Below are 26920 nucleotides of genomic sequence, written 5' to 3'. Positions count from 1 at the left end.
TCCCAGAGACCCGCCTTCGCCACCGGTGTTCCTCCTGATATCTGCGCATTTCACCGCTACACCAGGAATTCCAGTCTCCCCTGAAGTACTCTAGTCTGCCCGTATCCCCTGCAAGCTTAAGGTTGAGCCCCAAGTTTTCACAGAAGACGCGACAGACCGCCTACAAGCTCTTTACGCCCAGTAATTCCGGACAACGCTCGCACCCTACGTATTACCGCGGCTGCTGGCACGTAGTTGGCCGGTGCTTCTTCTACAGGTACCGTCACTTGCGCTTCGTCCCTGTCGAAAGGGGTTTACAACCCGAAGGCCGTCATCCCCCACGCGGCGTCGCTGCATCAGGCTTTCGCCCATTGTGCAATATTCCCCACTGCTGCCTCCCGTAGGAGTCTGGGCCGTGTCTCAGTCCCAGTGTGGCCGGTCACCCTCTCAGGTCGGCTACCCGTCGTCGCCTTGGTAGGCCGTTACCCCACCAACAAGCTGATAGGCCGCGGGCCCATCCTGTACCGATAAATCTTTCCACCCAAAGTCATGCAACCTTGGGTCATATCCGGTATTAGACCCAGTTTCCCAGGCTTATCCCGAAGTACAGGGCAGATCACCCACGTGTTACTCACCCGTTCGCCGCTCGTGTACCCCGAAGGGCCTTACCGCTCGACTTGCATGTGTTAAGCACGCCGCCAGCGTTCGTCCTGAGCCAGGATCAAACTCTCCGTTGAAGACTCTCGAAAACACCCCGAGGGGTGCAATCAAAATTATCTAACTAGAGTCCGAAAACCTAGCAAAGCCAAACACCAGCAAAAAAGTTTCGCTGTTGTTTTTCAATGTCCAACTTCCATGACCGGGGGGTACATGAAAGCTGGAACCAATATAAATATTGGCACTGACATTCATCGACACACTATTGAGTTCTCAAAGAACACACGCACACACTTCTACCCACAACTTCTCGTAGGGGTTTCGGTGAGGCAAGGGTTCAAACTTTAGCTCAGGAAGCTCACCGGAAGCAAGTTCCGATCAAGTAACCCTGAACACATGATCAGTCAGGCGCTCAACGTCCTACCTCGTGTCCCGGCCGCTGGGCGGCTGAGTCGGTGTCCGTGTCGCTCTGACTCGAATAAAGTTACGTGCCGACCAACACGAAGTCAAATCGGCTGGTCAAGGGTGGTTTCCAAGCAGCGGACCGGCGGTGAACCAGCTCGGTGCGCCCGCGGTGAAGCGGTGGCGGTCCCACTGTCCAGCGCCGGCGGGGATCGCGCCGACTATCGGGGTCTCGGTGACTCGCGGAAGGTCGTCGCGATTGCACCGGGAGGCGAGGTCGGGATCGGTCGGCCAGGAGCCGATGACCAAGCCGGCGCAGGGAACACCTGCCGCGGCGAGGGTCCGGGTGGTGAGTTCGCTGTGGTTGAGGGTGCCCAGGCCGGCCGCGGCGACAACCAGTACCGGTGCACCGATCTTCTGGGCGAGGTCGAGCAGGGTGAACTCGCCCATCCGCACCAGCAGTCCGCCCGCGCCTTCGACCAGCACCAAGTCGGCATCGGCGAGCGATTCGACGGCGGCGACGGTATCGCTCAGGGTCAGCAGCGGCATGGCCGCGCGCCGCGCGGCGGTGTCGGGAGCGAGTGGTTCCGGGTAGCGAGCGAGCTCGAGCGTGCGGGTCACCCCGGTCAGTCGGATGACCTCGGCGAGGTCGCCGGGTTCGCCGGGGGCGATGCCGGTCTGCGCGGGCTTGCAGACAGCGACCGTGCGCCCCGCTGCCTGCGCGGCCGCGGCCAGTGCCGCGGTGACGACGGTTTTGCCGACGTCGGTCGAGGTGCCGCTGATCAGCAGGACAGTCATGCCGTCACCGATTCCTTGCCGCGGGCCGACGCGAGAACGTCGCCGAGGACCTCGGCGATCGTCTCGAGTTCGGCGGATGTCAGGTCGGCGCGGGCGGTCAGCCGCAGCCGTGAGGTGCCTTCGGGAACCGACGGCGGGCGGAAGCAACCGACGTCGAGGCCGCGGGCGCGGCATGCCTGCGCGGCATCGAAGGCGACTTGAGCTTCGCCGAGGACGACGGAAACAACCGCGGAATCCGGTTCGGGGACCCCGGCGATCCGGGCGATGTCGGCGGCGCGGTCGAGGACGCGGGTGGCCATCGACGGGTCGCGGCGCAGCAGCGACAGCGCGGCGCGAGCCGCACCGACGGCGGCGGGAGCCAGGCCGGTATCGAAGATGAAGGTGCGCGCGGCATCGATGAGGTGGGCACGGATTCTGGCATCGGCCAGGACGACGCCGCCCTGGGCGGCGAATGCCTTCGACAGCGTCGCGGTGATCACGAGGTCCGGTTCGCCCGCCAAGCCCAGCTCGTGCACGAGCCCGCGTCCGCCCTCGCCACGGACCCCGAGTCCGTGCGCTTCGTCGACGATCAGGATCGCGCCGTTCGCACGGGTGACGCGATGCAGGTCGGCCAGTGGTGCGAGATCGCCGTCTGCGCTGAAGACCGAATCGGTGAGTACCAACGCGCGCTCTTCGGTGCGCTCGGCGAGCAATCGTTCGATCGCGGCGACATCGCGGTGCGCAGCGATCGCGACTCTGGCGCGGGAAAGCCTGCACGCGTCGACCAGTGAGGCGTGCGAGCCCGCGTCGGAGACCACGAGGGTGCCGCGTCCGGCCAGCGCGGTGACCACGCCGAGGTTGGCGGCGTAGCCGGTCGCGAAGACCAATCCTGTTTCGGCGCCGACGAATTCGGCCAGTTCGAGTTCGAGGAGTGCGTGCTCGGTGGTCGTTCCGGTGACCAAGCGAGAGCCCGTGGAGCCTGCTCCCCAGCGCCGCACCGCCTCGATCGCGCCCTCGACGACCTCCGGGTGCCGGTGCAGGCCCAAGTAGTCGTTGGAGGCGAGGTCGATCGCGGACGACTCGGCGACGCGCTCGCGCAGATGCCTGCGTAGCCCCGCGTCGACCCGTTCGGCCGCACGCTCGTCCAACCAGCTCAACGGATCCGTACTCACAGTTGAGGAGCATACTTGAACACCGTTCAGGACGGTCGGGCTCATGCGATCGAGGCCTTCACCGCCGCGCCCACGGCCTCGGTGATGGCGGCGATGTCGGCGCTGGTGCTGATGAACGGGGGCATCGTGTAGACGAGATTGCGGAACGGGCGCAGCCAGGCGCCCGCGTCGACGGCGGCATCGGTCGCGGCGCGCATATCGACGGGTTCGTCGAGTTCGACGACGCCGATCGCGCCGAGCACGCGGACTTCGGCGACACCGGGCAGCTCGGCCAGCGGCGCGAGGCCGGCCAGCAACTCCGACTCGATCCTGGACACCTCGCCTCGCCAGTCCCGCGAGCGCAGCAACTCGATCGAGGCGACCGCGACGGCGCAGGCCAGCGGGTTGCCCATGAAGGTCGGCCCGTGCATCAGTCCGCCGTGTGCCGCGCTGATGGTCTCGGCGATCCGCGTGGTGCACAGCGCCGCCGCCAGGGTGAGGTAGCCGCCGGTCAGCGCCTTGCCGACGCACATCACGTCGGGCGCGACGCCCGCGTGGTCGGCGGCGAACAGCTCGCCGGTGCGGCCGAACCCGGTGGCGATCTCGTCGAAGACGAGCAGCACGTCGTTGTCGTCGCAGATCCGGCGCAGTTCGGTGAGGTAGCGCGGATCGTGCCAGCGCATGCCGCCCGCGCCCTGGACGACCGGTTCGACGATCACCGCGGCCAGTTCGTCGCGATGATCGCCGACGGCGCGTTCGAGCTCGGCGACATAGCCGGGTTCGAACTCTCGTGGCGGCGCGGGGACGAAGACCTGCTCGGTGAGGACGTCGGTCCACAGTGAGTGCATGCCGCCATCGGGGTCGCAGACGCTCATCGGGGTGAAGGTGTCGCCGTGGTATCCCCCGCGCCAGGTGAGCAGCCGGTTCTTCGCCGGGCGCCCGGCGCCGCGCCAGTACTGCAGGCACATCTTGGTCGCGACCTCGACCGACACGGAGCCGGAGTCGCAGAGGAAGACCTTGTCGAGACCGGCGGGCGTGAGTTCGACCAGCAGTTGGGTCAGCCGAGTGGCCGGTTCGTGGGTGAGCCCGCCGAACATCACGTGACTCATGCGCTGGGATTGCGCGAGCAGGGCCGCGTCGAGGACCGGGTGACAGTAGCCGTGGACGGCCGCCCACCACGAGCTCATCCCGTCGACGAGTTCGCGGCCGTCGGCGAGAGTGAGTCGCGTTCCTGCCGCGCTCGCCACGACCAGCGGCTCGGTGGTCGCGGGGAATCCGCCGTAGGGATGCCAGACGTGTTCGGCATCGAGGGCGGTGATCTGCTCGGGGGTCAGGTCCACAGGTTTCCTCGTCGTCGCCCGGTGCTGCCGAGACGACAGCCTTGAACACCGTTCAAGTTATCACCTGCCGTCATCGGCGGGCCGGGTGTCGGCAGGATGGGCGATCGCGGCGGGGAGCCGGGCGAGGGCGTCGCGGACCACGGCGAGCGATTCCGCGCCCAGCTCGGCGGCGATCACCCGTTCGATGCGCTGGATGTGCTGCCCGGCCAGCGCCATCACCTCCCGGCCGGCCGTGGTGGTGACCACCAGCCGCGCGCGCCCGTCCGCGGGATCGGGCGCGCGCTCCACGTATCCGCACTTCTCCAAGTGTGTGACCAACTCCCCCATCGACTGCTGGGTCATTCCGGCGGCCTCGGCCAGCACGGTCACCCGGGAGCCTTCCGGTGCGAGGTATCGGAACACCGCGTAGTGGGCTGGGCGCAGATCGGTTCCGAGCCCGGCGCGCAGCGCGGGGTTCAGCGCGCGCTCGTAGGCATCGGCCGCCTGGACCAGCAGTTTCAGCAAGGAGGACCGCTCAGCCATTGACATAATAGGAAGGTTACCTTTATACCTGGATCATGGCTGCCATCGGTTCCGTCCTCACCTTTCGCAACGGGCATCGGGTCACGCTCGTCGATCGTGGCGCCGACGCGCAGGGCGCCTATCTCCGACTCGAACACGTACTGCCCCACGTCGGCCGCGAAGCGGGCCCGCACTGGCATCCGGAGATCAGCGAAACCTGGACCGTTCGCACCGGTCAGGTGCGCTTCCGGATCGGCGGCGAAGAGATCGTCGCGAAGCCCGGCGACACGGTCACCGCTGCGCCGCGCGTCGTCCACGAGTTCTGGAACGAAGCCGGCGACACCGTGATGGACCACGTGATCCGTCCGCCGCTGCGGCACTGGGAGATGTTCACGTTCTGGAGCGGGCTCGACAACGCGAACAAGACGACGACGAGCAAGCTCCCCCGCAATCCGCTCGCCCTCGGGCTGCTGTGGGAGTACCAGGACGGCTATCTCGCCGGTCCGCCCGCATTCCTGCAACGGCTGATCTTCGGCGGACTGGCTGGGCTCGCGCGGCGCACGGGCTACGCCCGGCGGCTGCTCGCGACCACATCGGCCTGAGCGGCGGTCAGCGAGCGGCCGGTCACATCGTGCGCGGTGGGGCCCGGGGTTCCATTACTGTCGTAGCATGTCGAGCCCGAACGACCGACCCGAGGTGTGGCCGGGCACCCCGTATCCGCTCGGCGCGACCTACGACGGTGGCGGCACGAACTTCTCGGTGTTCTCCGAAGTCGCCACCGAGGTCGAGCTCTGCCTGATCGCCAAGGACGGCTCCGAGACCCGCGTCGACCTCGACGAAGTCGACGGCTATGTCTGGCACGCCTACCTGCCCTCCGTCACCCCGGGGCAGCGGTACGGCTTTCGGGTCCACGGTCCGTACGATCCGGAGCTCGGATTGCGCTGCGACCCCAGCAAACTGCTGCTCGACCCGTACGGGAAAGCGTTCGACGGCGAATTCGTCAACGATCCCTCGCTCTATACCTACGGGCTGGATTCGCTGGGCAACACGATGACCGGGGTGGTGATCAACCCGTTCTTCGACTGGGGCCCCGACCGGCCGCCGAACCGGCCGTACCACGAGACGGTGATCTACGAGGCGCACGTCAAGGGCCTGACGATGACGCACCCGGATATCCCGGAGGACCTGCGCGGCACCTATGCGGGCCTGGCGCATCCGGCGATCATCGGGCATCTGAAGTCGCTGGGCGTCACCGCGATCGAGCTCATGCCGGTCCACCAGTTCTTCCACGATCACGTGCTCACCGATCAGGGATTGCGCAACTACTGGGGCTACAACAGCATCGGCTATCTCGCACCGCACAACCAGTATTCGGCCCGGCCGCGTGGCGACGGTGCGGTCGCGGAGTTCAAGGCGATGGTGCGCGCGATGCACGCCGAGGGCATCGAGGTGATTCTCGACGTCGTCTACAACCACACCGGCGAGGGCAACCACAACGGGCCGATACTGAGCCTGCGCGGGATCGACAACGCCGCCTACTACCGGCTCGACGAGGCCGACCCCGAGCACTACAAGGACTACACCGGCACCGGCAACAGCCTCAATGTCCGGCATCCGCACACGCTGCAACTGATCATGGATTCGCTGCGGTACTGGATTCTGGACATGCACGTCGACGGCTTCCGCTTCGACCTCGCCGCCACCCTGGCACGCGAATTGCACGACGTGGACCGGCTTTCCGCGTTCTTCGACCTGGTACACCAGGATCCGGTGGTGAGTCAGGTCAAGCTCATCGCCGAACCGTGGGACGTGGGCGAAGGCGGCTACCAGGTCGGCAACTTCCCCAGCCTGTGGACCGAGTGGAACGGCAAATACCGGGACACGGTGCGTGACTACTGGCGTGGGGAGCCCGCGACACTGGGCGAGTTCGCCTCTCGGCTCACCGGGTCGTCGGATCTGTACGAGTCGACGGGCCGCAGGCCCGGTGCCAGCATCAACTTCGTCACCGCGCACGACGGCTTCACGCTGCGCGACCTGGTGTCCTACAACGAGAAGCACAACGACGCCAACGGTGAGGGCAATCGGGACGGTGAAAGCCACAACCGATCGTGGAACTGTGGTGTCGAAGGCGAGACCGACGACCCCCGGGTCCTCGCGCTGCGTGCACGTCAGCAACGCAATCTGCTGGCCACGCTGATTCTGAGTCAGGGCACGCCGATGCTCGCCCATGGTGACGAGATCGGACGCACGCAGCTCGGCAACAACAATGTGTACTGCCAGGATTCGCCGCTGGCGTGGATGGACTGGTCGCTGGCGGAGTCGAATGCCGACCTGCTCGAGTTCACCCGCACGGTGATCGCCTTGCGCACCGACCATCCGATCTTCCGGCGTCGCCGCTTCCTGGCCGCGGGGCCGAGCGACGATCAGGGTCACCGACGCGAGATCGCCTGGTTCGCGCCCGCGGGCACCGAGATGACCAACGACGACTGGGACAGCGGCTTCGGGAAATCACTGGCCGTGCTGCTCGACGGTGACGGCATCGCCGAACCGGGTCCACGGGGTGAGCGCATCACCGACGACTCGTTCCTGCTGTGCTTCAATGCGCACGACGAAGCGATCGATTTCGTACTGCCCGGACCGGAGTTCGGCGCGCAGTGGTCGCTCGCCCTGGATAGTTCGACCCCGACCGGCGCGGCCGACGCGGTGTACGCCGCGGCGGCGACGCTGCCGGTCGCCAGCCGCTGCCTGCTCGTATTGCGCCGAACCACCTAGCCGCCGAGCGAGACGATGACCGAGACCTATGTGACCGACCCGCTGACCATGCTGCATCGCGCGCCCGTCCGGGCGGGCACGGTGCGCAGCACCTACCGGTTGCAGTTGCGCCCCGACGCGCTCACCTTCGCCGATGCCCGCGCCATCGCCGAATACCTGCAGCAGCTGGGTATCTCGCACCTGTACCTGTCGCCGATCCTCACCGCGACGCACGGGTCGACGCACGGTTACGACGTCACCGACCCCACCACGGTCTCCGCCGCGCTCGGCGGGCCGACGGGACTCAAAGCGCTCTCCGACGAAGTGCGGAGCCGGGGTATGGGATTGATCGTCGACCTGGTGCCCAACCATGTGGGTGTCGCCGATCCGCGGCAGAATCGGTGGTGGTGGGATGTGCTGCGCAACGGCCAGAAGTCGCAGTACGCCAAGTATTTCGACATCGACTGGAGCTCGGGCAACGGCGCGGGCGGGCGGTTGGCGCTGCCGGTCCTGCAGAACGAGAACGACCCGGCCGCGCTCACCGTCGACCGGTCCGGCGCGGAACCGATGCTGGCATTGCACGATCTGCGATTCCCGATCGCGGCGGGCACCGACGGTGACAACGCACTGCGCATCCACGACCGCCAGCACTACCGGCTGGTGAGCTGGAAGGCCGGGGTGTGCACCTATCGGCGGTTCTTCGCGGTGAACAGTCTGGCCGCGATCCGGCAGGAAGACCCGGAGGTGTTCGAGGCGACGCACCGGGAGCTGGCGGCCTGGTGCGAACACGATCTGATCGACGGCGTTCGCGTCGATCATCCGGACGGCTTGTCGCATCCGAGCGCGTATCTGACCCGGTTGCGGAGGCTGATCGGGCCGCAACGGCTCCTGCTCGTCGAGAAGATCCTCGCCAATCGCGAGCCGTTGGACGCGACGCTGCCGGTCGACGGCACCACCGGCTACGACGCGCTCGCCGATCTCGGTGGGGTGCTGATCGATCCGGCGGGCGAGGCGACACTGACCGAACTGTCCCAGCACGTCGCGGGGCACGGCAGCGACCGGGCGTGGTTCGGTGAAACCGAGCATCGGATCAAACGCGCTGTCGCCGAAACCATTCTGGCGCCGGAGATCCGGCGATTGGTCGCCGCGATCAAACGCGACGGCAACGCGGGCAGTTTCGACACTCTCGCGGTGAGCAACGCGACCATCGAGGTACTGGCCTTCATGCCGGTGTACCGGGTGGATTACGCACCGCTGGCCGGGATGACGGCCGCGGTCGTGGCGGAGGTGGAGAAGCGCAACGCCGAGCTGACGGCGCCGCTGTCGGTGCTGGTGACCGCGCTGTCGGTGGGGGGTGAAGCGGCGACGAGGTTCTCGCAGGTGTGTGGGGCGATCACGGCCAAATCGGTCGAGGACACGATGTTCTATCAGGGTGCGCGGCTGGTGTCGCTGCAGGAGGTGGGCGGCAATCCGGCCCGATTCGGCCACTCCGTCAACGACTTCCACCTGTCCAACAGTGAACGCGCGCAGCGCTGGCCCGCGACCATGACGACGATCTCGACCCACGACACCAAACGCGGAGAGGATGTGCGTGCCCGGATCGGGGTGTTGTCGCAGGTCGCCGATGTCTGGTCGCAGCGGGTTCGAGGCTGGCTGGAGACCACCCCCGCGCCCGACGGGGCGACCGCGTTGTTCCTGTTGCAGAACATGTTCGGGGTGTGGCCCGCCGACGGGCGACCCGCCTCGTCGGTGCCGGGGCTGCGGGACCGGCTGCACATGTTCGCGGAGAAGTCGATTCGCGAGGCGGGCACGAAGACTTCCTGGGAGGAACCGGACGCGGCGTTCGAGTCGGCCGTGCACGGCTGGCTCGACGCGGTGATCGATGGACCGGTCGGTACCGGCATCGGCGATCTGGCCCACGAGCTCGCGCCGCACGCGTGGTCGGACGCGGTGGCGCAGAAGCTCTTGCAGCTGGGCGCGCCGGGGATTCCCGATATCTATCAGGGCACCGAGTTGTGGGAGGACTCCCTCGTCGACCCCGACAACCGGCGGCCGGTGAACTTCGCCACCCGGGTCGGGATGCTCCAGTCACTCACCGACACACCGACTTTGGACACCACCGGCGCGGCGAAGATGTGGGTGGTCGCCTACGCGCTGTGGTTGCGCCGGGAGCGGCCGGAGTGCTTCGTCGGCGGGATGTACCGCCCGCTCTATGCCATCGGTGAGCACGCGCATCGGTTCATCGCCTACGGGCGGGGGCCCGCGGGCGAAGCGCCGGAGGTGATCGTGGCGGCGACCCGGCATTCGGTCGGGCTCGGCACGACGGGCTGGCTGGACACCACTTTGCCGCTGCCGCAGGGCAACTGGACCGATCGGCTCACCGGGAACACCTTCGCGGGGAGTGCGCGGGTGGACAAACTGTTCGCTCGACTTCCTGTCGCGTTGCTGGTGCGCTGACAGCACTCACGGGCCAGAAGGCGCGCACCCGCGAGGGACCGACACTGCGCGAGCCGGTCCCTCGTGTCCATCTCAGCGACTACGACGTAGTCCCAGATACTGCAGCGCGGCGAAACCGCCGACAGTCACCGACTGCATCACCGCCCACACCACACCCACCGTGGTGAGACCGAGCGCACCGGTCGACAGCGCGGCGAGACTGGCCACGACCCAGACGGTGTTGCCCATCGCCACCGCCGACGCCGCAGCCCGGTTGACCGGCGCCGATCGGCCGACGACGGCGACGGCCAGGCCGTAGGCGGTGAGGAAGGCGCCGATCGCGAGGCCGACACCGGCATCGAGTCCGAGCAGCCGTTCCAGTGGTTGCGCCAGTGCCAGGTAGGCCAGGCCGTTGGCGGTGGTGACGACGGCGTCGAGGCGCAGCGACAGCCGCAGCAGGTTCTCGCCGGAGGCGAACAACGAGGACAGGCGGGACGGAGCGGTGGTGGTCATGGCGGATCTCCTTGGCTGCGAAGGGGTCAGGTGGTGGCGGGAACCTGGTCGAGGAAGCCGTAGACGCTGTCGATGCGGCCGTCGGTGAGGACGGCGACGTCGAAGCCGATCACCACGGCGGGGGCGTCGGCGGGGCCGAGGCCCCAGGTGAAGCGGACCTGGTCGTGATGGGCGTCGACGGGACCGGCCAGGGTGAATGTCCAGTCGGGGAACTGAGCCTGGACACCGGCGATGGCGGCCTCGAGTTCGGCGTGGCCGGTGACCGCGACCAGCGGGTCGACGTAGCGGGCCCGCGGCGTGAACAGACGGGCGACGGCGGAGCGGCGGGCGGCGGGCTCGCGGGTGTTCCACGCTTCCAGGTACTGTGCGACGACGGTGTTCATCTCGACCTCCGAAATAGGTTGTGAGCTGGTGTTTCGCTGGTTGTTCCTGCGATGGGCACAACGTTATGGCGCGAGGGGGGTCGGTCGAATCAGTCGCGTATAGGTACTTTTCCCGGCGCGGCTGCCCGCGGTACCGGTACGGCGATACGGTGGAGCCCATGCTGCACGGACGCGATGCCGAACAGGCCAGGATCGATGACCTGCTCAGCGGGGCGCGCGCGGGGCGAAGCGGGGCCATGGTGGTGCGCGGCGAGGCCGGGATCGGGAAGACCGCGCTGCTGGATTACGCGGCAGCGCAAGGTGTTCCGACAGTGCGTAGCGCGGGGATCGAGTCCGAGGCCGAATTGCCCTTCGCGGCACTGCATCTGCTGGTCCGGCCAGGTATGGAGCTCGTGCGCCACCTGCCGTCGCGGCAGCGTGACGCGCTCGAGTCGGCGTTCGGGCTCGGCGATGGCGCACCCGCCGATCGGATGCTGATCGGGCTGGCGGTACTGACCCTGCTCGCCGAGGAGGCAGCCGACGGGCCGCTGCTGTGCCTGATCGACGACGCGCATTGGCTGGACCGGGCCAGCGCGGAGGCACTGCTGTTCGCGGCGCGCAGGCTCGAGGCCGAGGGAGTGGTGATGCTGTTCGCCACGCGCTCGGGGCCGCAGGATTTTCCCGCGCCCGGGCTGACAGAACTCGCCCTGTCCGGTCTGCGTCCCGAGGCGTCGGCGGCACTGCTCGATGCCGGTACAACCCCGCTGAGTCCGGCCGTCCGGTATCGATTGCTCACCGAGTCGGGCGGTAATCCCCTTGCGCTGCTGGAACTTCCGGCAGCAGTCGGCGACGGCAGTGTCGACGATGCGAATCCGCTGCCGTTGTCGCAGCGGTTACAGCTGGCCTTCCACGGCCGCGTCACCCGCTTGCCCGCGGCGACGCGGACCGTGCTTCTGGTCGCGGCGGCGGCCGGTGCCGCGGACCTGGCGCCGATCCTGCGTGCCGCGGCCGGTCTCGGTGCGTCACTGCGGGATCTGCAACCCGCCCAGGACGCGGGCATGATCGGCACCGACGGTCAGGTGCTGACCTGGCACCACCCACTGCTGCGGTCGGCGGTGTATCAAGGCGCCGCGCTCACCGACCGGCTGGCCGCCCACCGCGCCCTGGCCGATGCACTGAGCGGCGACGACACCGCGGACCTGCGGGCATGGCATCTCGCCAGTGCCGCAACAGGTCCCGACGAGAACACCGCAACAACACTCGAGCACACAGCCGACCGTGCCCGGCGCCGCCACGGCCTCCATGCCGCCGTGACCGCCTACGATCGCGCGGCCGCGCTGAGCATCGACACGAACGCCCGCGTGCGCAGACTCGTCCTCGCCGCCGAGTCCGCGACAGAGGCGGGCCTCACCGACCGCGCAGAGCGACTGGCCGAGCGAGCCGCGTCCCTGTGGAGCGACGTCCGCGAGCCGGCGGGCGATGCCCCCGGCCCGCCAGCAACCGGCGGCCCGACGCAGCAGGCGGCGCGACCTGGCGAACGAGAGGCTGTCGGCGCTGCCGGGGTAGTCGGCGAGGGCGGCGAGCAGGGCAGTGCGGCCGAGGAAGGCGGAGCCGCGTTCGAGCTGCGGCTGGACCTGGTGCGTGCGCAGGCCGAATTCGCGGGCGGCAAACCGGGTTCCGCGCATCGGCGGTTGATGTCAGCGGCCGTCGCGATGCGCGAATCCGATCCCCGTGGCGCGGCTCGGATTCTGACCAAGGCCGTGCACACCGCCTGGTACCTCGGACCCGATGAGCTCGACGAGGTCGCCGATGTCCTGGCGACGCTGCGGCTGATGGAGGAAGACCCCGCGACGCCGATCGCGCGATACCTGACCGGGTCGGTGACAGGTCAGCGGGTCGCCGACCTGCGGGACGCGGCGGCCGCCGCCCGGACCGGCGGGGCGGACAGTCCGGCCGACCTGGTGCAGCTGTGCGGCAGCGGTTTGGTCGTCGGGCAGGACGAGCAGGTCGAGGAACTGGCCGGCGAGTTGATCAGGGAATGCCGGGAGCAGGGGCGGATCGGGTTGCTGGCGCCGCTGCTGTTCTTCCGATCGGAAGGGTTGTTGTTCGGCGGGCGACCGAGGGAGAGCCGGATCGCGGCCGAGGAAGGGCTGCGGATCGCACAGGACAGCGGACAGGCGCAGTGGATCAGTCAGATCCACGCATTTCTCGCGTATCTCGCGGCGCTACAGGGTGATTCGGCATCGTGTCGAGACCATGCCGAGCGTGCGGCGGCCGAGGAATTCGGCGGGCCGGGCGCGGTCGGTGCGTCGTGGGCGCACGCGGCCGTGGCGCTGCTGGCCCTCGGCGAAGGCAGGCTGGAGCAGGCAAGGACCGAGCTCGCGCAGATGACGATCGAACCGGCGCGGCACCACGTCATCGGGCTGCGCACACTGCCGGATCAGATCGAGGTGGCGGTTCGGCTCGGCGCGACCGACCGCGCGACCGAGGCGCTGGATCGGCTCACCGCCTGGTCGCAGCGGACCGAGCAGGAGTGGATCGCGGCGCTGGCGGCCCGTGGCCGGGCGTTGCTGGCCGACGGCCCGGCGGCCGAACAGCATTTCGTGGCCGCGCTCGCCGCCAACCGGCCGTTCGACGAAGCCCGCACTCGGCTGCTCTACGGCGAGTGGCTACGTCGCGACAAGCGCAAGGTCGACGCGCGGACCCAGCTGGAACAGGCGACAGCGCTGTTCGATCGGCTCGGCGCGGCACCGTGGAGCGAACGCGCGCGCACCGAACTGGGCGCGCTCGGTGTCGGAACCGGTACGCGTGCGAGCGGCGGCCCACTGAGCCTGCTCACTCCGCAGGAATCACAGATCGTGCGGCTGGCTGCGCAGGGATTGTCGAATCGGGAGATCGCGGCACGGCTGTTCCTGAGCCACCGCACCGTCGGCCATCACCTGTACAAGGCGTATCCGAAGCTGGGCGTGCTGTCGCGCGGTGAGTTGAGTTCGCTCGACCTGACGGAATGATCCGCCATCCGGGGTGCACGAACCTGGCCTGGTGCCCCGAATCAGTGGCGCGACGCGGTGCGGGTGGCGCCGACGGTCCAGCGAACGGCGGCGACCGCGGCGGCCGCCAGCACCGCGACCTGCGGCGACCCGATGATCAGCAGCAGCAGCGCGGCGACCACGAGCGCGGCAACGAGCGCCTCGAGCTTGTAGACCGGCCAAGCACTACCCGCGATGTCGACAGTCGCGGATGCTGCCGATGAGGTGAGCACTGCCATGCAGACCAGGATAGGCGTACATCGAAGTTCGGTCCACCGAACTTGTTCGAGTGGCTCTATCGGGAACATCACAGGGCGATGGTTCGTTGTGCAGGTCATGCCACTCACAGGAGAGTACGCACCGAGCACTTCGGACTGGGCACGCGAACAGGCCGAGACCTACGAGAACTCCGGCGGCGCCGAGGGCACCTCGTTGCAAGGCAAGCCCGTCATCCTGCTCACCACCAAGGGCGCCAAGACCGGCAAGCTGCGCAAGACGCCGCTGATGCGGGTCGAGCACGACGGCGAGTACGCCGTCGTCGCGTCGCTGGGCGGGGCACCGAAGAATCCCGTCTGGTACCACAACATCAAGGCCGATCCGCACGTCGAACTGCGCGACGGCACCACCACCAAGGACTACACCGCACGCGAGCTCGCCGGCGACGAGCGAGCGCAGTGGTGGGAGCGCGCGGTCGCCGTGTGGCCCGACTACGACGAGTACACGAAGAAGACCGATCGCGTGATCCCGGTCTTCGTCCTCACGCCGCGCTGAACCGCAGGTCCGAGCCCACCCGCCGTGGTCGCCACGGCGGGTGGTTCCGCTCGCCGAGCGCGCGAACCGCCTCGGTAGCATTGTCCGGGTGTCCCCCATCGCTGACGTCGCCGAAGTGTCCGTAATCCGTCCGCCGCTCACCGCGGACGAGATCGACGCCGCCGCCAAGCGAATTTCCGACATCATCGAGCCGACTCCGCTGCAGTACAGCGCGCGGCTGTCGGCGAGCACCGGTGCGCAGGTGTACCTCAAGCGCGAAGACCTCACCGCGGTTCGCTCCTACAAGCTGCGCGGCGCCTACAACCTGATGGTGCAGCTCACCGCCGCCGAGCGCGCGGCCGGTGTGGTCACCGCCAGCGCGGGCAATCACGCGCAGGGCGTGGCGTTCGCCTGCCGGGCGATGGGTGTGCGCGGGCGCATCTATGTGCCGACCACCACCCCCAAGCAGAAGCGCGACCGCATCCGCGTGCACGGCGGCGAGTTCGTCGAGCTGATCGCCGTCGGCGAGACCTACGACGCCGCGGCCGCGGCCGCCGCCGACGATGTCGCCCGCACCGGCGCCACCATGGTGCCGCCGTTCGACGACCCGCGCACCGCCGCGGGCCAGGGCACCATCGCCGCGGAGTTCCTCGACCAGCTCGGCACGGCCCCCGACCTGGTGATCGTCCCGGTCGGCGGCGGCGGCTGCCTCGCCGGCATCGGCACCTACCTGCGCGAACGCGCACCGCACACCGGTCTGCTGGCCGTCGAACCCGCGGGCGCGGCCTCGCTGACCGCTGCACTGGTCGCCGGCGCACCGGTGACGCTGCCCGAGATCGACCCGTTCGTCGACGGCGCCGCCGTGCGCCGCATCGGCGAACTGCCCTACCGGGCGGCGGCGTCGTTCGGCGGCCGGATGGTCTCGCATGCCTCGCTGCCCCTGCTCACCACACCCGGATCCTCCACCGGGACAGCGGCTTTCCGGGTGATGCTGGTCGACGAGGGCGCTATCTGCACCGCGATGCTCGACCTCTACCAGAGCGAAGGCATCATCGCCGAGCCCGCGGGCGCGCTGGCCACCGCGGCCTTGGCCGAGATCGACATCGCGCCCGACAGCACGGTCGTGGTGCTGGTCTCGGGTGGCAACAACGATGTGTCGCGCTACGGCGAGATCATCGAGCGCTCACTGGTGCACCGCGGTCTCAAGCACTACTTCCTGGTCGACTTCCCGCAGGAGCCCGGTGCGCTGCGCCGCTTCCTCGACGATGTCCTCGGCCCCGACGACGACATCACCATGTTCGAGTACGTCAAGCGCAACAACCGGGATACCGGGGCCGCACTGGTCGGCATCGAGCTCGGTGCCACCGACAATCTGGCGTCGCTGATGCACCGTATCGAGGAGTCCCCGATCCAGGCCGAACGCCTGGAACCGGGCTCCCCCGCCTATCGCTACCTGACGTAGGTCCGCCGCGCGGCGGTCACGCCGCCGCGCGGTCCTCGCGGTGTCCGGACGTGCGACTCGCGCGCACGCTCGACACGACCAGCGGCAGTAGCCAGCCCATGGCGAGCTGGTCGTAGGGCAGCAGTATCTGGTCGAGACGGTTGTGGACGTAGGCCACCGAGAGGCCCGACTGCGGGTCGACCCAGCCGAACGAACCGCCGAGCCCGATATGGCCGAAGCCGTGCCGCGCGCCGGGGACGGGCAACGAGTGGTAGCCCAGGTGCCACATCATCGGCAGGTAGAACAGCGCGTGGTCGAGCCGGTAGCTCTGCACCCGGCGGATCGCGGCGTGCGTGCTCTGCTGCAGGTACGGCGTGCCGTCGACGGTGACGCCGTCGGCCAGCGCCGCGTACATCTTCGCCAGTCCGGCGGCCGTCGCGACACCGTTGCCCGCGGGCATCTCGGTGTTCAGGATCGTGGGGTCGTCACCGTCGAGAATGCCGTCGAGGCCGGGCACGAACAGGCAGCGAGCGGCTGCGCCGAGCGGTCCGGGCAGCCGGAATCCGACATTGGCGAGGAAACTGGCGCCGACGGGATGCGCGGCGAAGCTCAGGTGCGCGCCGGCCAGCCGGGCGTATTCGGTCGACGAGTCCGCGGCGGGGCGACCGAGGTGGATGCCGTCGATACCGAGCGGATCGGTGACCTCGGTGCGGATCAGCTCGCTCATACTCCGGCCGGTCACGCCCCTGGCCAGGCCCGCGAGCAGCCAGCCGTAGGTCAGGGCGTGATAGGTGGGGGTGCCGAGCATCCGGTCCGGGGTGGCCAGTGCCAGGCGGTCCTCCATCAGCTCGTGATCGAGGGCTTCCGCGGCGGTGTTGGCGACCGAGGACAGCGACGACAGCCCGGAGCGGTGGGTGAGCACGTCGGCGACGGTGATCGCACCCTTGCCGTGCGCGGCGAAACGCGGCCAGTATTCGGCGACCGGCGCCTGATAGTCGATCAGTCCGCGGTCGGCGAGCCGGTGGATGACGGTGGCGGTGACACCCTTGGTCGCGGAGAACACGATCGCGCCGGTCTCGGCGTTCCATGGTCGGTCACCCGCACTACCGGTCCAGAAATGGGCGAGTGGTTCACCGTGCCGATAGATCGCGAGCGCACCGCCCGCGTCGCGGCGATGGCCGATCAAGGTGGCGAAAGCGCGCACCAGCGGACCGAATCCGGCCGGGGCGTAACCCCCGACACCGGCCGGGAGGGCAGCGCTGTCCTGCCCGTAAGCGTCGTTGCTCATCATCCGACTATACGGCGTTATGCCTATTCGGCAACGCCACGTTTCGGAATGTGGCCGACCCGTAGCCCGGCGTCATCACTCGGTGACCACCGTGCCCGCGCCGTCACCTTCCTCGAGCACGGCGAAACTGTGACCCGAAATCAGTGTTCCCGCACCGCTTTCGGTGGCAGGCGACCAGGCCAGCAGCACCCGACCGTGCACCGGGATCACCACTTCGTCCTCGGCGAGGTTGCACACCACCGAGATTCGGCCACGACGCAGGACGAACCAACGCTGTGCTTCGTCATAGTCGGCCCACACCCGTTCCAGCCATGGATCGGCGAACTCGGGCCGCGACTTGCGCAGGGCGAGCAGGCCGCGATAGCAGGCGAGCAATCGGGCATGCGGTTCGCGACCGACCTCGGTCCAGTCGAGCTTGGAGCGGGTGAAGGTGTCCGGGTCCTGCGGGTCGGGCACCTCGTCGCTGGACCAGCCGTGCTCGGCGAATTCGGCGCGGCGCCCGGTGGCGGTGGCCGCGGCGATGACCGGGTCGGTGTGGGAGGTGAAGAACTGGAACGGGGTGCGCGCGCCCCACTCCTCCCCCATGAACAGCATCGGCGTACTCGCCGAGAGCAGCACCAGCGCCGCCTTCACCGCGAGTTGACCCGGGGTGAGGTAGGCGCTGGGGCGATCACCGGTCGCGCGATTGCCGATCTGATCGTGATTGCAGGTGTAGCCGAACAGCGCGCTGCCGGGGACGAGGTCGCGACGCAGCGGCGCGCCGTGGGTGCGGCCGCGGAAGCTGGAATAGGTCCCGGCGTGGAAGAAGCCGTGGGTGAGTGTCTGCGTGAGGCAGGCCAGTGAGCCGAAATCTGCGTAGTAGCCCTGTCTTTCGCCGGAGACCGCGGTGTGCACGGCGTGGTGCAGGTCGTCGTTCCACTGGCCGGTGAGCCCGTAGCCGCCTGCCGCGCGCGGGGTGATCAGGCGGGGGTCGTTGAGGTCGCTTTCCGCGATCAAGCTGAGCGGTCGGCCCAGATGTGCTGCCAGCGCAGTGGTTTCGACGACGAGCTCGTCGAGCAGGTGTGTGGCGGTGCGGTCGACCAGCGCATGGACGGCATCGATACGCAAGGCGTCGAGGTGGAATTCGCGCAGCCAGCGCAGGGCGTTGTCGATGATGTAGGCGCGGACCGCGTCGGAGCCGGGGCCGTCGAGGTTGAGGCTCTGACCCCAGGTGTTGCGGCCCGCGGTGAGGTAGGGGCCGAAGCGCGGCAGGTAGTTGCCGCACGGGCCGAGGTGGTTGTAGACCACGTCGAGGCAGACCGCGAGACCACGGGCGTGGCAGGCGTCGACGAAGCGTTGCAGGCCGTCGGGGCCGCCGTAGCTTTCCTGTACCGCGTACCACCCGACGCCGTCGTAGCCCCAGTTGTGGGTGCCGTCGAAGGCGTTCACCGGCATGAGTTCGACAGTGGTGACGCCCAGTGTCACGAGATGGTCGAGGTGCTCGATCGCCGCGTCGAAGGTTCCCGCGGGGGTGAAGGTGCCGATGTGGAGTTCGTAGAACACCGAGCCGGCCACCGGTCGGCCGGTCCAGTTCCGGTCGGTCCAGGCCGTCTGATCGAGATCGTGGACTGCGGAGGTTTCGTGCACGCCGTCGGGTTGGCGAGCCGAGCGCGGGTCGGGCAACACCGTCGGGTCGTCGTCGATCAAGAAGCCGTAACGGGCACCCTGACCTGCGTCGACGCGGACCGACCAATTGCCGCCACCGTTTCTGCGCATCGGGTGCTCGACCCCGTCCAGTTGCAGCCGCACCGCCCCCGCCTCCGGCGCCCACACCCGAAACTGCCTCATCGGCCCAGCATCGCATGCCCCGCGCCGGTGTGCTCGATCAACGATTCACCGCGCGTGCGCGGCGACCCCGACCGGTCCCGCGCCGACGCACAGCGACTGCCGCTCGTCGAGGGATCTGATCCGCAGGGTGTCGCCACCTCCGAGCAGCCGGACGTACACGGTGTTCAAGCCCGCGCGCACGTCGGCGATCGTCTCGGTCTCGCCCTCGAAGGACAGCGCGATCCGGCCGTCCCGTTCGGCGTTGTAGTTCACCTGGGCGGTCCAGTCGCGGATCTGCATGGGGCCGTCGAGGGGGAGGTTGGCGCCGGTGGTGCCGTGCACGCGGTACCCGCAGCGGGGTTCGGGACCCTCGACGATGGCACGGTTCCACCAGACCTGCGCGTCGACGACGGCGCCCTCATCGGTGATCATTCGCAGGCGCGGAGTCGAGAGGGCGAAGGTGGTGGGGGTCGCGATCGGGGCGAAGACACGGTCGGTCATGTTCTCGGGGAAGGCCAACGGGTTCAAGACATTCCATGGAACCTCTTGGGGCAGCAGCGGCGCGTCGGCGGCGCCGGGGAGCGCGGCTCGCACGCCGCTCACGTAGGTGCGGGCCGGGCTCGGTTCCCAGGACCTGGTGAAGGTGATCGTCGAGTACACACTGCTCGCGAGGAACACGATGATCGCCGAGATACCCACTGCCTGCCGAGCTCGGCCATCACGACCCACCACGACCGGAGCCGATCCGCTGACGGGGCGCGCACGTGCCGGATCGATGTCAGCCGGAATTCGCCGGTGTGCGGGCTCGTTCGATCCGAATGCAGAACTCGACCGGCGCCGGCGGGGTGCCAGCGTGATCAACGCGAGCGCGACGGTCGCGATGACGGCGAAATCGGCGAAGTAGCGCACCGATTGGAGGAGCAGACCCGCGGTACTCGGGCCGTCACGCAGCAGGACGACGGGCGCGATGGTCAGGACCGCGTATCCGGCGGCGCTCACCCAGATCGCGATGACCCGGCAGCGGGTACGAATCGTCCACGCCGCGAACAGGATCAGCGACAGCCAGCTCAGCGCGACCAGCAAGCTCGGCGAGTCCGCCCACGGGGTGGCGGGTTGCCAGCGTTCCCAGCGCCATGGACCGCCGAACAGCGCGGGTACCAACCCGTCGGACAGCGCGCGGCTCCACAGGGACCCGGGATGTTCGGGAGCCGAGAGCCCCCTCGGACGTTGGATGACGAGCAGAAAACACGCCGACCACGTCAGCAGCACCGCGCCGCCCGCCGTCCACAGCGCGCCCCCACGCCGAGCGGCCGCCTGTACGGATCCGCCCGTCACGTGCGCGGCCAGCACTGCCACCGCGAAAGCCACCGGCAGCACGACCACCGATTTCTCGAAGAACAGCAACGCCACCGCGAACACCGCGGCCCCCGACACCGCATATCGACGCCGCCCGGTTCGCACCAACAGCACCGCGTCCGCGCTCACCCACGCCAGTGCGATCTGCAACGGCAGCGCGTTCACCGCCGCCGACCACCAGGCGAACGCGGGCACCGTCAACGGGACGAACAGGTAGAACGCCAGGGGTCCGAGCAGGCGGGTGCGGACCCCGAGCAGCACGATCAACAGTCGCAGCACCGCCAGCGAAGCGAGCAGTTGCAACCCGGTCAGCACCACGACGGCGGCTGCCCAATTCAACGGCGCCACCTCGGTGACCAGCCAGGTCAGCACGAACGCCAACGGCATCACGTGCCCGTCATGACTGGTGAACAGCAATTCCGTCGAGAACACCGGCTGGCTGCTCACCCGGCCGATCAGCAGGAAATCGTCCCAGTAGAAGAATCCGGACGCGGCCACCCAGCCGCGCAGGACCAGCTGCGCCACGATCAGCGCCGCCGCGACGAGCAGCACCGTCCGCCCGGTGATCCGCCACGGCACCGGCCGCGACGGGTCACGGGAGTGCGGTGGCGAGTCGAGCAGCGGCACGGACGTCACGTCTCTCGACGCTAGCCCGTAGTTCGCGAGGCGGCCATCACGACCCACCACAGAGGAGTCACCGAGGGGCTGTGTCCGCGGACAGTCCAGTTTTGGACTGATCTGTTCAAAATGTGTTACGGTCGTCGGCATGGCCAGACCCAAAGAATTCGACGAGCACCGCGCCGTGGACGCCGCGATGCGGGCGTTCTGGTCCGCCGGTTACGAGGCAACCTCCACCCAGGACCTCTGCGCCGCGACAGGCCTGGGCCGCAGCAGCATCTACAACACTTTCACCAGCAAGCGCGATCTGTTCGATCGAGCTCTGCGCCACTACATGACCACCCAGAACGCCCCCCTCTTCGACATCCTCGACAGCGACGCACCGGCCAGGGAGCGGATCGCCGACATCCTGCGCCGGACCGCCGAGGCGCCCGAAACCGAACCGTCGGGCTGCCTCGTGGTGAACTCGATCGTCGAACTCGCCCCCCACGATGCCGCTGCGCGCGCGCTCCTGGATGCCGATGGCGAACGCCGTCTCGACGCACTCACGGCGACTGTCGAAAGTGGCCAGCGCGCAGGCGAATTCGCCGCCGATCGGGATGCACGCGCCATCGCCCAGTTCCTGACCGCCACCATCAGCGGCATGCGCGTCGCGGCGCGGGGCGGAGCGGATCACGCCACCCTGACCGCGATCGCCGAGACCGCGATGCACTGCCTCTGAGATCCACCTGCCCCCACCGTCTTTCATCATGGCTTGATTTTGAACTGATTGATCCAAAATAGTTCGACGTACGAGAGGTTGTCATGCCGACCGCTGTCTACATCCTGGGCCTGTCCATCTTCGCCCAGGGCACCTCCGAGCTGATGCTGGCCGGACTCCTCCCCGACCTGGCCGCCGACCTGGGAGTCTCCATTCCCCGTGCGGGACTGCTCATCTCGGCCTTCGCGCTCGGCATGCTGGTCGGCGCGCCACTGCTGGCCGTGGTGACGCTGCGCTGGCCACGCCGTGACGCACTGCTGGCCTTCCTCGCGATCTTCGTCGCGGCGCACGTCGTCGGCGCGCTGAGCGGCGACTACTCGGTGATCTTCGCGACCCGGGTGGTGAGCGCCTTCGTCTACGCGGGGTTCTGGGCGCTGGCGGCGGCGACCGCGGTGAGCCTGGTGGCCCCGCAGTTACGCGGACGAGCGATGAGCATCGTCGCGGGTGGACTCACCATCGCCACGATCATCGGGGTGCCCGCGGGCACCGTCATCGGCCAGCATCTGGGCTGGCGCGCGGCTTTCTGGGCGGTCGCCGGGCTGTCCGCACTGACGATGATCGGTGTGTTCACGAAGATTCCCGGCGGTCGACCCGCCAGGGTCGCGGACTTGCGGGGCGAATTGCGGGTGATGGCGAATGTGCGGCTGTGGGTGTCCTACGGCGCCACCGCGCTGTCGACGGGTTCGGCGTTCGTCACCTTCGCCTACCTCGGCGCGATGCTGGCCGACACCACCGGCATCTCGGCGGCGTGGGTCCCGGCGGTGCTGGGTCTGTACGGCGTCGGCGGGTTGATCGGTATCACGATCGGCGGTCGATTCGCCGACGCGCACCCGTTCCGCACGCTGTACGTGGGTGCCGCGGGGATGACGGTGATCGCGGCCGCGATCGCTGTCACCGCGCGCTTCCCCGCCCCGACGATCGTGCTCGTCTTGTTGCTCGGCGCTGTCGGTTTCGCTACGAACCCGGCCCTGAACACCCGCGTTTTCACGCTGGCCGACGGCGCCCCGACACTGGCCGCGGCGACCAACTACTCGGCGTTCAATGTCGGAATCACCGTCGGTCCATGGCTGGGCGGACTGGCCATCGGCGCGGGGCTCGGCTTCGCTTCGGTCGGCTGGATCGGCGCCGGACTCGGGCTGGCCATGCTCGCCACCGTCGGGCTGTCCCATCGGCTGGAACGTGAACCCCGCACGGCCGCTGGCACTTCCGAGCCGCGACTACCAGCGCTCACCCACCCGTAGACCATGAGACGTCGAAACCACCCGCGACAGATACGGGTGGTTTCGACGTCTCGGGCTCAGCCCAGGCAGCCCGGGCCGAGTAGCGCTTTCAGGTCCCCCATCAACGCGGAGGAGGGAGACACTCGCCAGGCGTCGTCGAGTTTGAGCATGGTGGTCTTCTCCCGGGCGCCGACATGACGGATGAAGACATCCGAGGTGCCCTGGTGCCGGGTGAGGACCTTCTTCAGCTCACCGAGCTTGTCGGGCGTGCACATCCGGGTCGTCATCACCACCGCCACCGGCTTGGCCACGCCGATGGCCGAGAGGTCGGGAACGACGAGGTCGTTGGCGATCAGGGAGATGCGGTCGTCACGCACCGAGACGCGGGCCTTCACCAGCACCACGGCGTCTTCGACCACATCCATGCCGTACACCGAGTACGACTGCGGGAAGAACAGCACCTCCACGCCACCGGTGAGGTCTTCCAATTGGGCCGAGGCCCAGGCCAACCCGTTCTTGTTGATCCGGCGGTTCACCGAGGCGAGGATGCCGCCGATGGTCACCTGCGCGCCGTCCTTGACGTCGCCTTCCAGGATCGCCGGGATGGGGGTGTCGACCTGCGCTGCCAGCACGTGCTCGACGCCGTTGAGCGGGTGGCCGGACACGTAGAGGCCCAGCATCTCCCGTTCGAGGGCGAGCTTGTGCTTGGTCTCCCATTCGTCCTCGGGGACTTTGACATTGAAGACCGACGCCATCGAGTCGTCGCCGTCGCCGAGGCCGCCGAACAGGTCGAACTGGCCGATCGCCTCGGCCTTCTTGGTCGACATCACCGCGTCGATCGCGTCGGAGTGGATCAGCAGCAAGCCCTTGCGCGGATGCCCGAGGGAGTCGAATCCGCCTGCCTTGATCAGGGATTCGGTGACCTTCTTGGAGCAGGCGATCGCGTCGATCTTGTTCAGGTAGTCGGAGAAGTCGGTGAACTTCGACTTCTCCTTGCGCGCGGTGATGATCGAGCCGACCACGTTGGTGCCGACGTTGCGGACCGCGCCGAGACCGAACCGGATATCGGTGCCGACGGAGGCGAAGTTCAGCTCCGATTCGTTGACATCGGGCGGCAGCACCGTGATACCCATCTTGCGGCAATCCGACAGGTAGATGGCGGCCTTGTCCTTGTCGTCACCGACGGAGGTGAGCAGACCGGCCATGTACTCGGCCGGGTAGTTGGCCTTGAGGTAGGCCGTCCAGAAGGAGACGAGGCCGTAGCCGGCGGCGTGCGATTTGTTGAACGCGTACCCGGCGAACGGGAGAATCGTGTCCCACAGCGCCTTGATGGCGGGCTCGGAGAAGTCGTTGGCCAGCATGCCGTCACGGAAGCCGGCGTAGGCCTCTTCCAGGACGGACAGCTTCTTCTTACCCATGGCGCGGCGCAGGATATCGGCTTGGCCGAGCGAGTACCCGGCTACCTTCTGCGCGATCTGCATGATCTGTTCCTGATAGACGATCAGGCCGAAGGTGTCGGCCAGGATCTCTTTCAGCGGCTCTTCGAGTTCGGGGTGGATCGGTTTGACTTCTTGCCGGTTGTTCTTGCGGTCGGCGTAGTCGTTGTGGGCGTTCATGCCCATCGGGCCGGGGCGGTACAGCGCGAGGACGGCGACGATATCGCCGAAGCCGGTGGGTTGCATGCGGCGCAGCAGGTCGCGCATGGCGCTGCCGTCGAGCTGGAACACGCCGAGGGTGTCGCCGCGGGCGAGCAGTTCGTAGGTGGCCGGGTCGTCGAGCGGCAGGTTGTCCATGTCGAGATCGATGCCGCGGTTGGCCTTGATGTTCTCCAGGGCGTCACCGATGACGGTGAGGTTGCGCAGGCCGAGGAAGTCCATCTTCAGCAGGCCGATGGCCTCGCACGACGGGTAGTCCCAGCCGGTGATGATCGCGCCGTCCTGGGCGCGCTTCCACACCGGGATCGCGTCGGTGAGCGGCTCCGAGGACATGATGACCGCGCAGGCGTGCACGCCCGCGTTGCGGATCAGGCCTTCCAGGCCTTTCGCGGTCTCGTAGATCTTGGCGATGTCGGGGTTGGAGCCGATCAGTTCGCGGACCTCGGCGGCTTCCTTGTACCGCTCATGGTCAGGATCGGTGATGCCGGAGACCGAAATGTCCTTGGCCATGATCGGCGGCGGCAACGCCTTGGAGATCTGGTCGGCGATGGCGAAACCGGGCTGGCCGAACAGGACTCGCGCGGAGTCCTTGATCGCGGCCTTGGTCTTGATGGTGCCGAAGGTGATCACCTGGGCCACGCGGTCGCTGCCCCACTTCTCGGTGGCGTAGCGGACCATCTCACCGCGGCGGCGATCATCGAAGTCGATATCGATATCGGGCATCGACACGCGCTCGGGATTGAGGAATCGCTCGAACAGCAGACCGTGCGGAATGGGATCGATATTGGTGATACCCATCGCGTAGGCGACCAGCGAACCGGCGGCCGAACCACGACCGGGACCGACCCGGATACCGACCTCGAGCGCGTGCTTGATCAGGTCACCGACGACGAGGAAGTAGGCCGGGAAACCCATCTCGCAGATGACTTTGAGTTCGAAGTCGGCACGGTCGAGGTATTCGCGCGAGGGACCGTCCGGGAAGCGGCGATCGAGACCGTCGAGGACTTCCTTGCGCAACCAGCTGGCCTGGTCGTGGCCTTCGGGCACCGGGAAGATCGGCATCCGGTCGCGGTGTGCCCAGACGTCGTCGTAGGACTGCACGCGCTCGCCGATGAGCTCGGTGTTGTCACACGCGCCGGGGACCTCGGCGTCCCAGATGGCACGCATCTCCGCGGCGGACTTGAGGTAGTAGCCGTCACCGTCGAACTTGAAGCGGGTCGGGTCCGAGAGCGTCTTGCCGGTCTGAATGCACAGCAGCGCTTCGTGGTTGACCGACTGGTCCTTGGTGACGTAGTGGCAGTCGTTGGTGGCGATCGGCGGGATGCCGAGCTGGTTGCTGATGTCGATCAGGCCCTCGCGGACCCGGCGCTCGATGGACAGACCGTGGTCCATCACCTCGAGGAAGAAGTTGTCGGCGCCGAAGATCTCCTGCCACTTCGCGGCGGCTTCGAGCGCTTCGCGGTCGTGGCCCAGACGCAGGCGGGTCTGCACTTCACCCGACGGGCAGCCGGTGGTCGCGATGATGCCCTCGGCGTGCTGGGCGATGATCTCCTCGTCCATGCGCGCCCACTTGCCGAGCTGGCCCTCGATCGAGGCGAGCGAGGACAGCTTGAACAGGTTGCGCAGGCCGGTCGCGTTCTCGGCGACCATCGTCATGTGGGTGTAGGCACCCGAGCCCGAGACGTCGTCGCCCTTCTGACCCGGATCGCCCCACTTCACCCGCTTGGTGTCGAAGCGCGAGCCCGGTGCGATGTAGGCCTCGATGCCGATGATCGGCTTGATGCCCGCCTTCTTGGCCGAGTTGTAGAACTCCGAGGCGCCGTACATGTTGCCGTGGTCGGTCATGCCGACCGCGGTCATGCCCAACCGATCCGCCTCCGCGAACAGCGGCGAGATCTTCGCCGCTCCATCGAGCATCGAGTACTCGGTGTGGTTGTGCAGGTGAACGAACGATCCGGACGGAGCCAAGACGGTCCTTCCTCCCATAGAGTCGGCGGGGGTTGGCCTTGGCATTCTATGCACGGGGGTCCGACAGATTCGGCACGCCACGAACCGCGCCTGGGCGAGGGGCGGCGTGTCGTGGTGAACGTCACCGACGGGCCCTCGATCTCGCGAAGAAGGCGGCCTG

General features: G+C 68.0%; 19 protein-coding genes and 1 rRNA gene. 8 read left to right on the top strand and 12 right to left on the bottom strand.

The features are described from left to right. From ACWFRF_RS23555 to ACWFRF_RS23535, 5 genes are all read right to left on the bottom strand, one after another. A 16S ribosomal RNA gene (locus ACWFRF_RS23555) occupies positions 1-716 on the bottom strand; the annotation flags it as partial. A 439-nt stretch (positions 717-1155) separates the two neighbouring features. After that, the gene (gene bioD, locus ACWFRF_RS23550; RefSeq protein ID WP_452452261.1) at positions 1156-1836 is read right to left on the bottom strand and encodes a dethiobiotin synthase; all 681 of its coding nucleotides are present in this window, start codon (positions 1834-1836) and stop codon (positions 1156-1158) included. Next, on the bottom strand, positions 1833-3032 hold the full coding sequence (locus tag ACWFRF_RS23545) for an 8-amino-7-oxononanoate synthase (RefSeq protein ID WP_452452260.1): 1200 nt from the start codon (positions 3030-3032) through the stop codon (positions 1833-1835). The genes bioD and ACWFRF_RS23545 overlap by 4 nt, the downstream gene beginning before the upstream one ends. Next, on the bottom strand, positions 3029-4306 hold the full coding sequence (locus ACWFRF_RS23540; RefSeq protein ID WP_452452258.1) for an adenosylmethionine--8-amino-7-oxononanoate transaminase: 1278 nt from the start codon (positions 4304-4306) through the stop codon (positions 3029-3031). The genes ACWFRF_RS23545 and ACWFRF_RS23540 overlap by 4 nt, the downstream gene beginning before the upstream one ends. 60 nt (positions 4307-4366) lie before the next feature. Further along, a complete protein-coding gene (locus ACWFRF_RS23535) occupies positions 4367-4828 on the bottom strand; it encodes a MarR family winged helix-turn-helix transcriptional regulator (RefSeq protein ID WP_452452257.1) in 462 nt (153 codons plus the stop codon). 35 nt (positions 4829-4863) lie between these two features. Between ACWFRF_RS23535 and ACWFRF_RS23530 the strand changes: the two genes are divergently transcribed. The 3 genes from ACWFRF_RS23530 (at position 4864) to treY (ending at position 10015) form a co-directional block, all read left to right on the top strand. Then, entirely contained in the window at positions 4864-5409 is a 546-nt protein-coding gene (locus ACWFRF_RS23530; protein ID WP_452452255.1) for a cupin domain-containing protein, read from the top strand. 67 nt (positions 5410-5476) lie between these two features. After that, on the top strand, positions 5477-7579 hold the full coding sequence (gene glgX / locus ACWFRF_RS23525) for a glycogen debranching protein GlgX (protein ID WP_449971448.1): 2103 nt from the start codon (positions 5477-5479) through the stop codon (positions 7577-7579). A gap of 48 nt (positions 7580-7627) precedes the next feature. Beyond that, positions 7628-10015, top strand: a complete 2388-nt coding sequence (treY, locus tag ACWFRF_RS23520) for a malto-oligosyltrehalose synthase (RefSeq protein ID WP_378992690.1) — start codon at positions 7628-7630, stop codon at positions 10013-10015. Positions 10016-10087: 72 nt separating this feature from the next. Here the strand turns inward: treY and ACWFRF_RS23515 are convergent, their stop codons facing one another. Next, positions 10088-10507, bottom strand: a complete 420-nt coding sequence (locus ACWFRF_RS23515; RefSeq protein ID WP_452452253.1) for a hypothetical protein — start codon at positions 10505-10507, stop codon at positions 10088-10090. A gap of 26 nt (positions 10508-10533) precedes the next feature. Beyond that, positions 10534-10890, bottom strand: a complete 357-nt coding sequence (locus tag ACWFRF_RS23510; RefSeq protein ID WP_378992660.1) for a nuclear transport factor 2 family protein — start codon at positions 10888-10890, stop codon at positions 10534-10536. A 158-nt stretch (positions 10891-11048) separates the two neighbouring features. Here ACWFRF_RS23510 and ACWFRF_RS23505 point away from each other — a divergent pair, with 158 nt between their 5' ends. Continuing rightward, entirely contained in the window at positions 11049-13880 is a 2832-nt protein-coding gene (locus ACWFRF_RS23505; RefSeq protein ID WP_452452251.1) for a helix-turn-helix transcriptional regulator, read from the top strand. A 41-nt stretch (positions 13881-13921) separates the two neighbouring features. On the opposite strand, the gene ACWFRF_RS23500 is transcribed toward ACWFRF_RS23505, so the two are convergent. After that, a complete protein-coding gene (locus ACWFRF_RS23500; RefSeq protein WP_379316668.1) occupies positions 13922-14137 on the bottom strand; it encodes a hypothetical protein in 216 nt (71 codons plus the stop codon). Positions 14138-14234: 97 nt separating this feature from the next. Between ACWFRF_RS23500 and ACWFRF_RS23495 the strand changes: the two genes are divergently transcribed. Together ACWFRF_RS23495 and ilvA are read left to right on the top strand one after the other, a co-directional pair. Continuing rightward, positions 14235-14669 (top strand): nitroreductase family deazaflavin-dependent oxidoreductase, encoded by a 435-nt coding sequence (locus ACWFRF_RS23495; RefSeq protein WP_387447586.1) that lies wholly within the window; start codon positions 14235-14237, stop codon positions 14667-14669. Positions 14670-14757: 88 nt separating this feature from the next. Beyond that, complete coding sequence (gene ilvA, locus ACWFRF_RS23490; RefSeq protein WP_378992653.1) at positions 14758-16110, top strand: threonine ammonia-lyase IlvA; 1353 nt, start codon at positions 14758-14760, stop codon at positions 16108-16110. Between the two features lie 16 nt (positions 16111-16126). Here the strand turns inward: ilvA and ACWFRF_RS23485 are convergent, their stop codons facing one another. From ACWFRF_RS23485 to ACWFRF_RS23475, 3 genes are all read right to left on the bottom strand, one after another. After that, positions 16127-17377, bottom strand: a complete 1251-nt coding sequence (locus ACWFRF_RS23485) for a serine hydrolase domain-containing protein (RefSeq protein ID WP_452452248.1) — start codon at positions 17375-17377, stop codon at positions 16127-16129. A 75-nt stretch (positions 17378-17452) separates the two neighbouring features. After that, positions 17453-19204 carry a malto-oligosyltrehalose trehalohydrolase gene (gene treZ, locus ACWFRF_RS23480; RefSeq protein WP_452452246.1) on the bottom strand — a complete coding sequence of 584 codons (1752 nt, stop codon included), beginning with the start codon at positions 19202-19204 and terminating at the stop codon, positions 17453-17455. Positions 19205-19249: 45 nt separating this feature from the next. Further along, positions 19250-21175 carry a hypothetical protein gene (locus ACWFRF_RS23475; RefSeq protein ID WP_452452244.1) on the bottom strand — a complete coding sequence of 642 codons (1926 nt, stop codon included), beginning with the start codon at positions 21173-21175 and terminating at the stop codon, positions 19250-19252. Between the two features lie 130 nt (positions 21176-21305). On the opposite strand from ACWFRF_RS23475, the gene ACWFRF_RS23470 reads away from it, so the two are divergent. Both ACWFRF_RS23470 and ACWFRF_RS23465 read left to right on the top strand, forming a co-directional pair. Further along, positions 21306-21878 (top strand): TetR/AcrR family transcriptional regulator, encoded by a 573-nt coding sequence (locus tag ACWFRF_RS23470; RefSeq protein ID WP_452452242.1) that lies wholly within the window; start codon positions 21306-21308, stop codon positions 21876-21878. An 83-nt stretch (positions 21879-21961) separates the two neighbouring features. Beyond that, positions 21962-23158, top strand: a complete 1197-nt coding sequence (locus tag ACWFRF_RS23465; RefSeq protein WP_378992647.1) for a Cmx/CmrA family chloramphenicol efflux MFS transporter — start codon at positions 21962-21964, stop codon at positions 23156-23158. Positions 23159-23214: 56 nt separating this feature from the next. Here ACWFRF_RS23465 and dnaE read toward each other — a convergent pair whose 3' ends face one another. Further along, positions 23215-26778, bottom strand: a complete 3564-nt coding sequence (dnaE, locus tag ACWFRF_RS23460; RefSeq protein ID WP_452452240.1) for a DNA polymerase III subunit alpha — start codon at positions 26776-26778, stop codon at positions 23215-23217. Positions 26779-26920: the final 142 nt, after the last annotated feature.

The sequence above is a fragment of the Nocardia sp. NPDC055165 genome, assembly GCF_053606985.1.
Note: the sequence above shows the minus strand (reverse complement) of the source record. Positions and strands in the feature narration are given on the sequence as shown.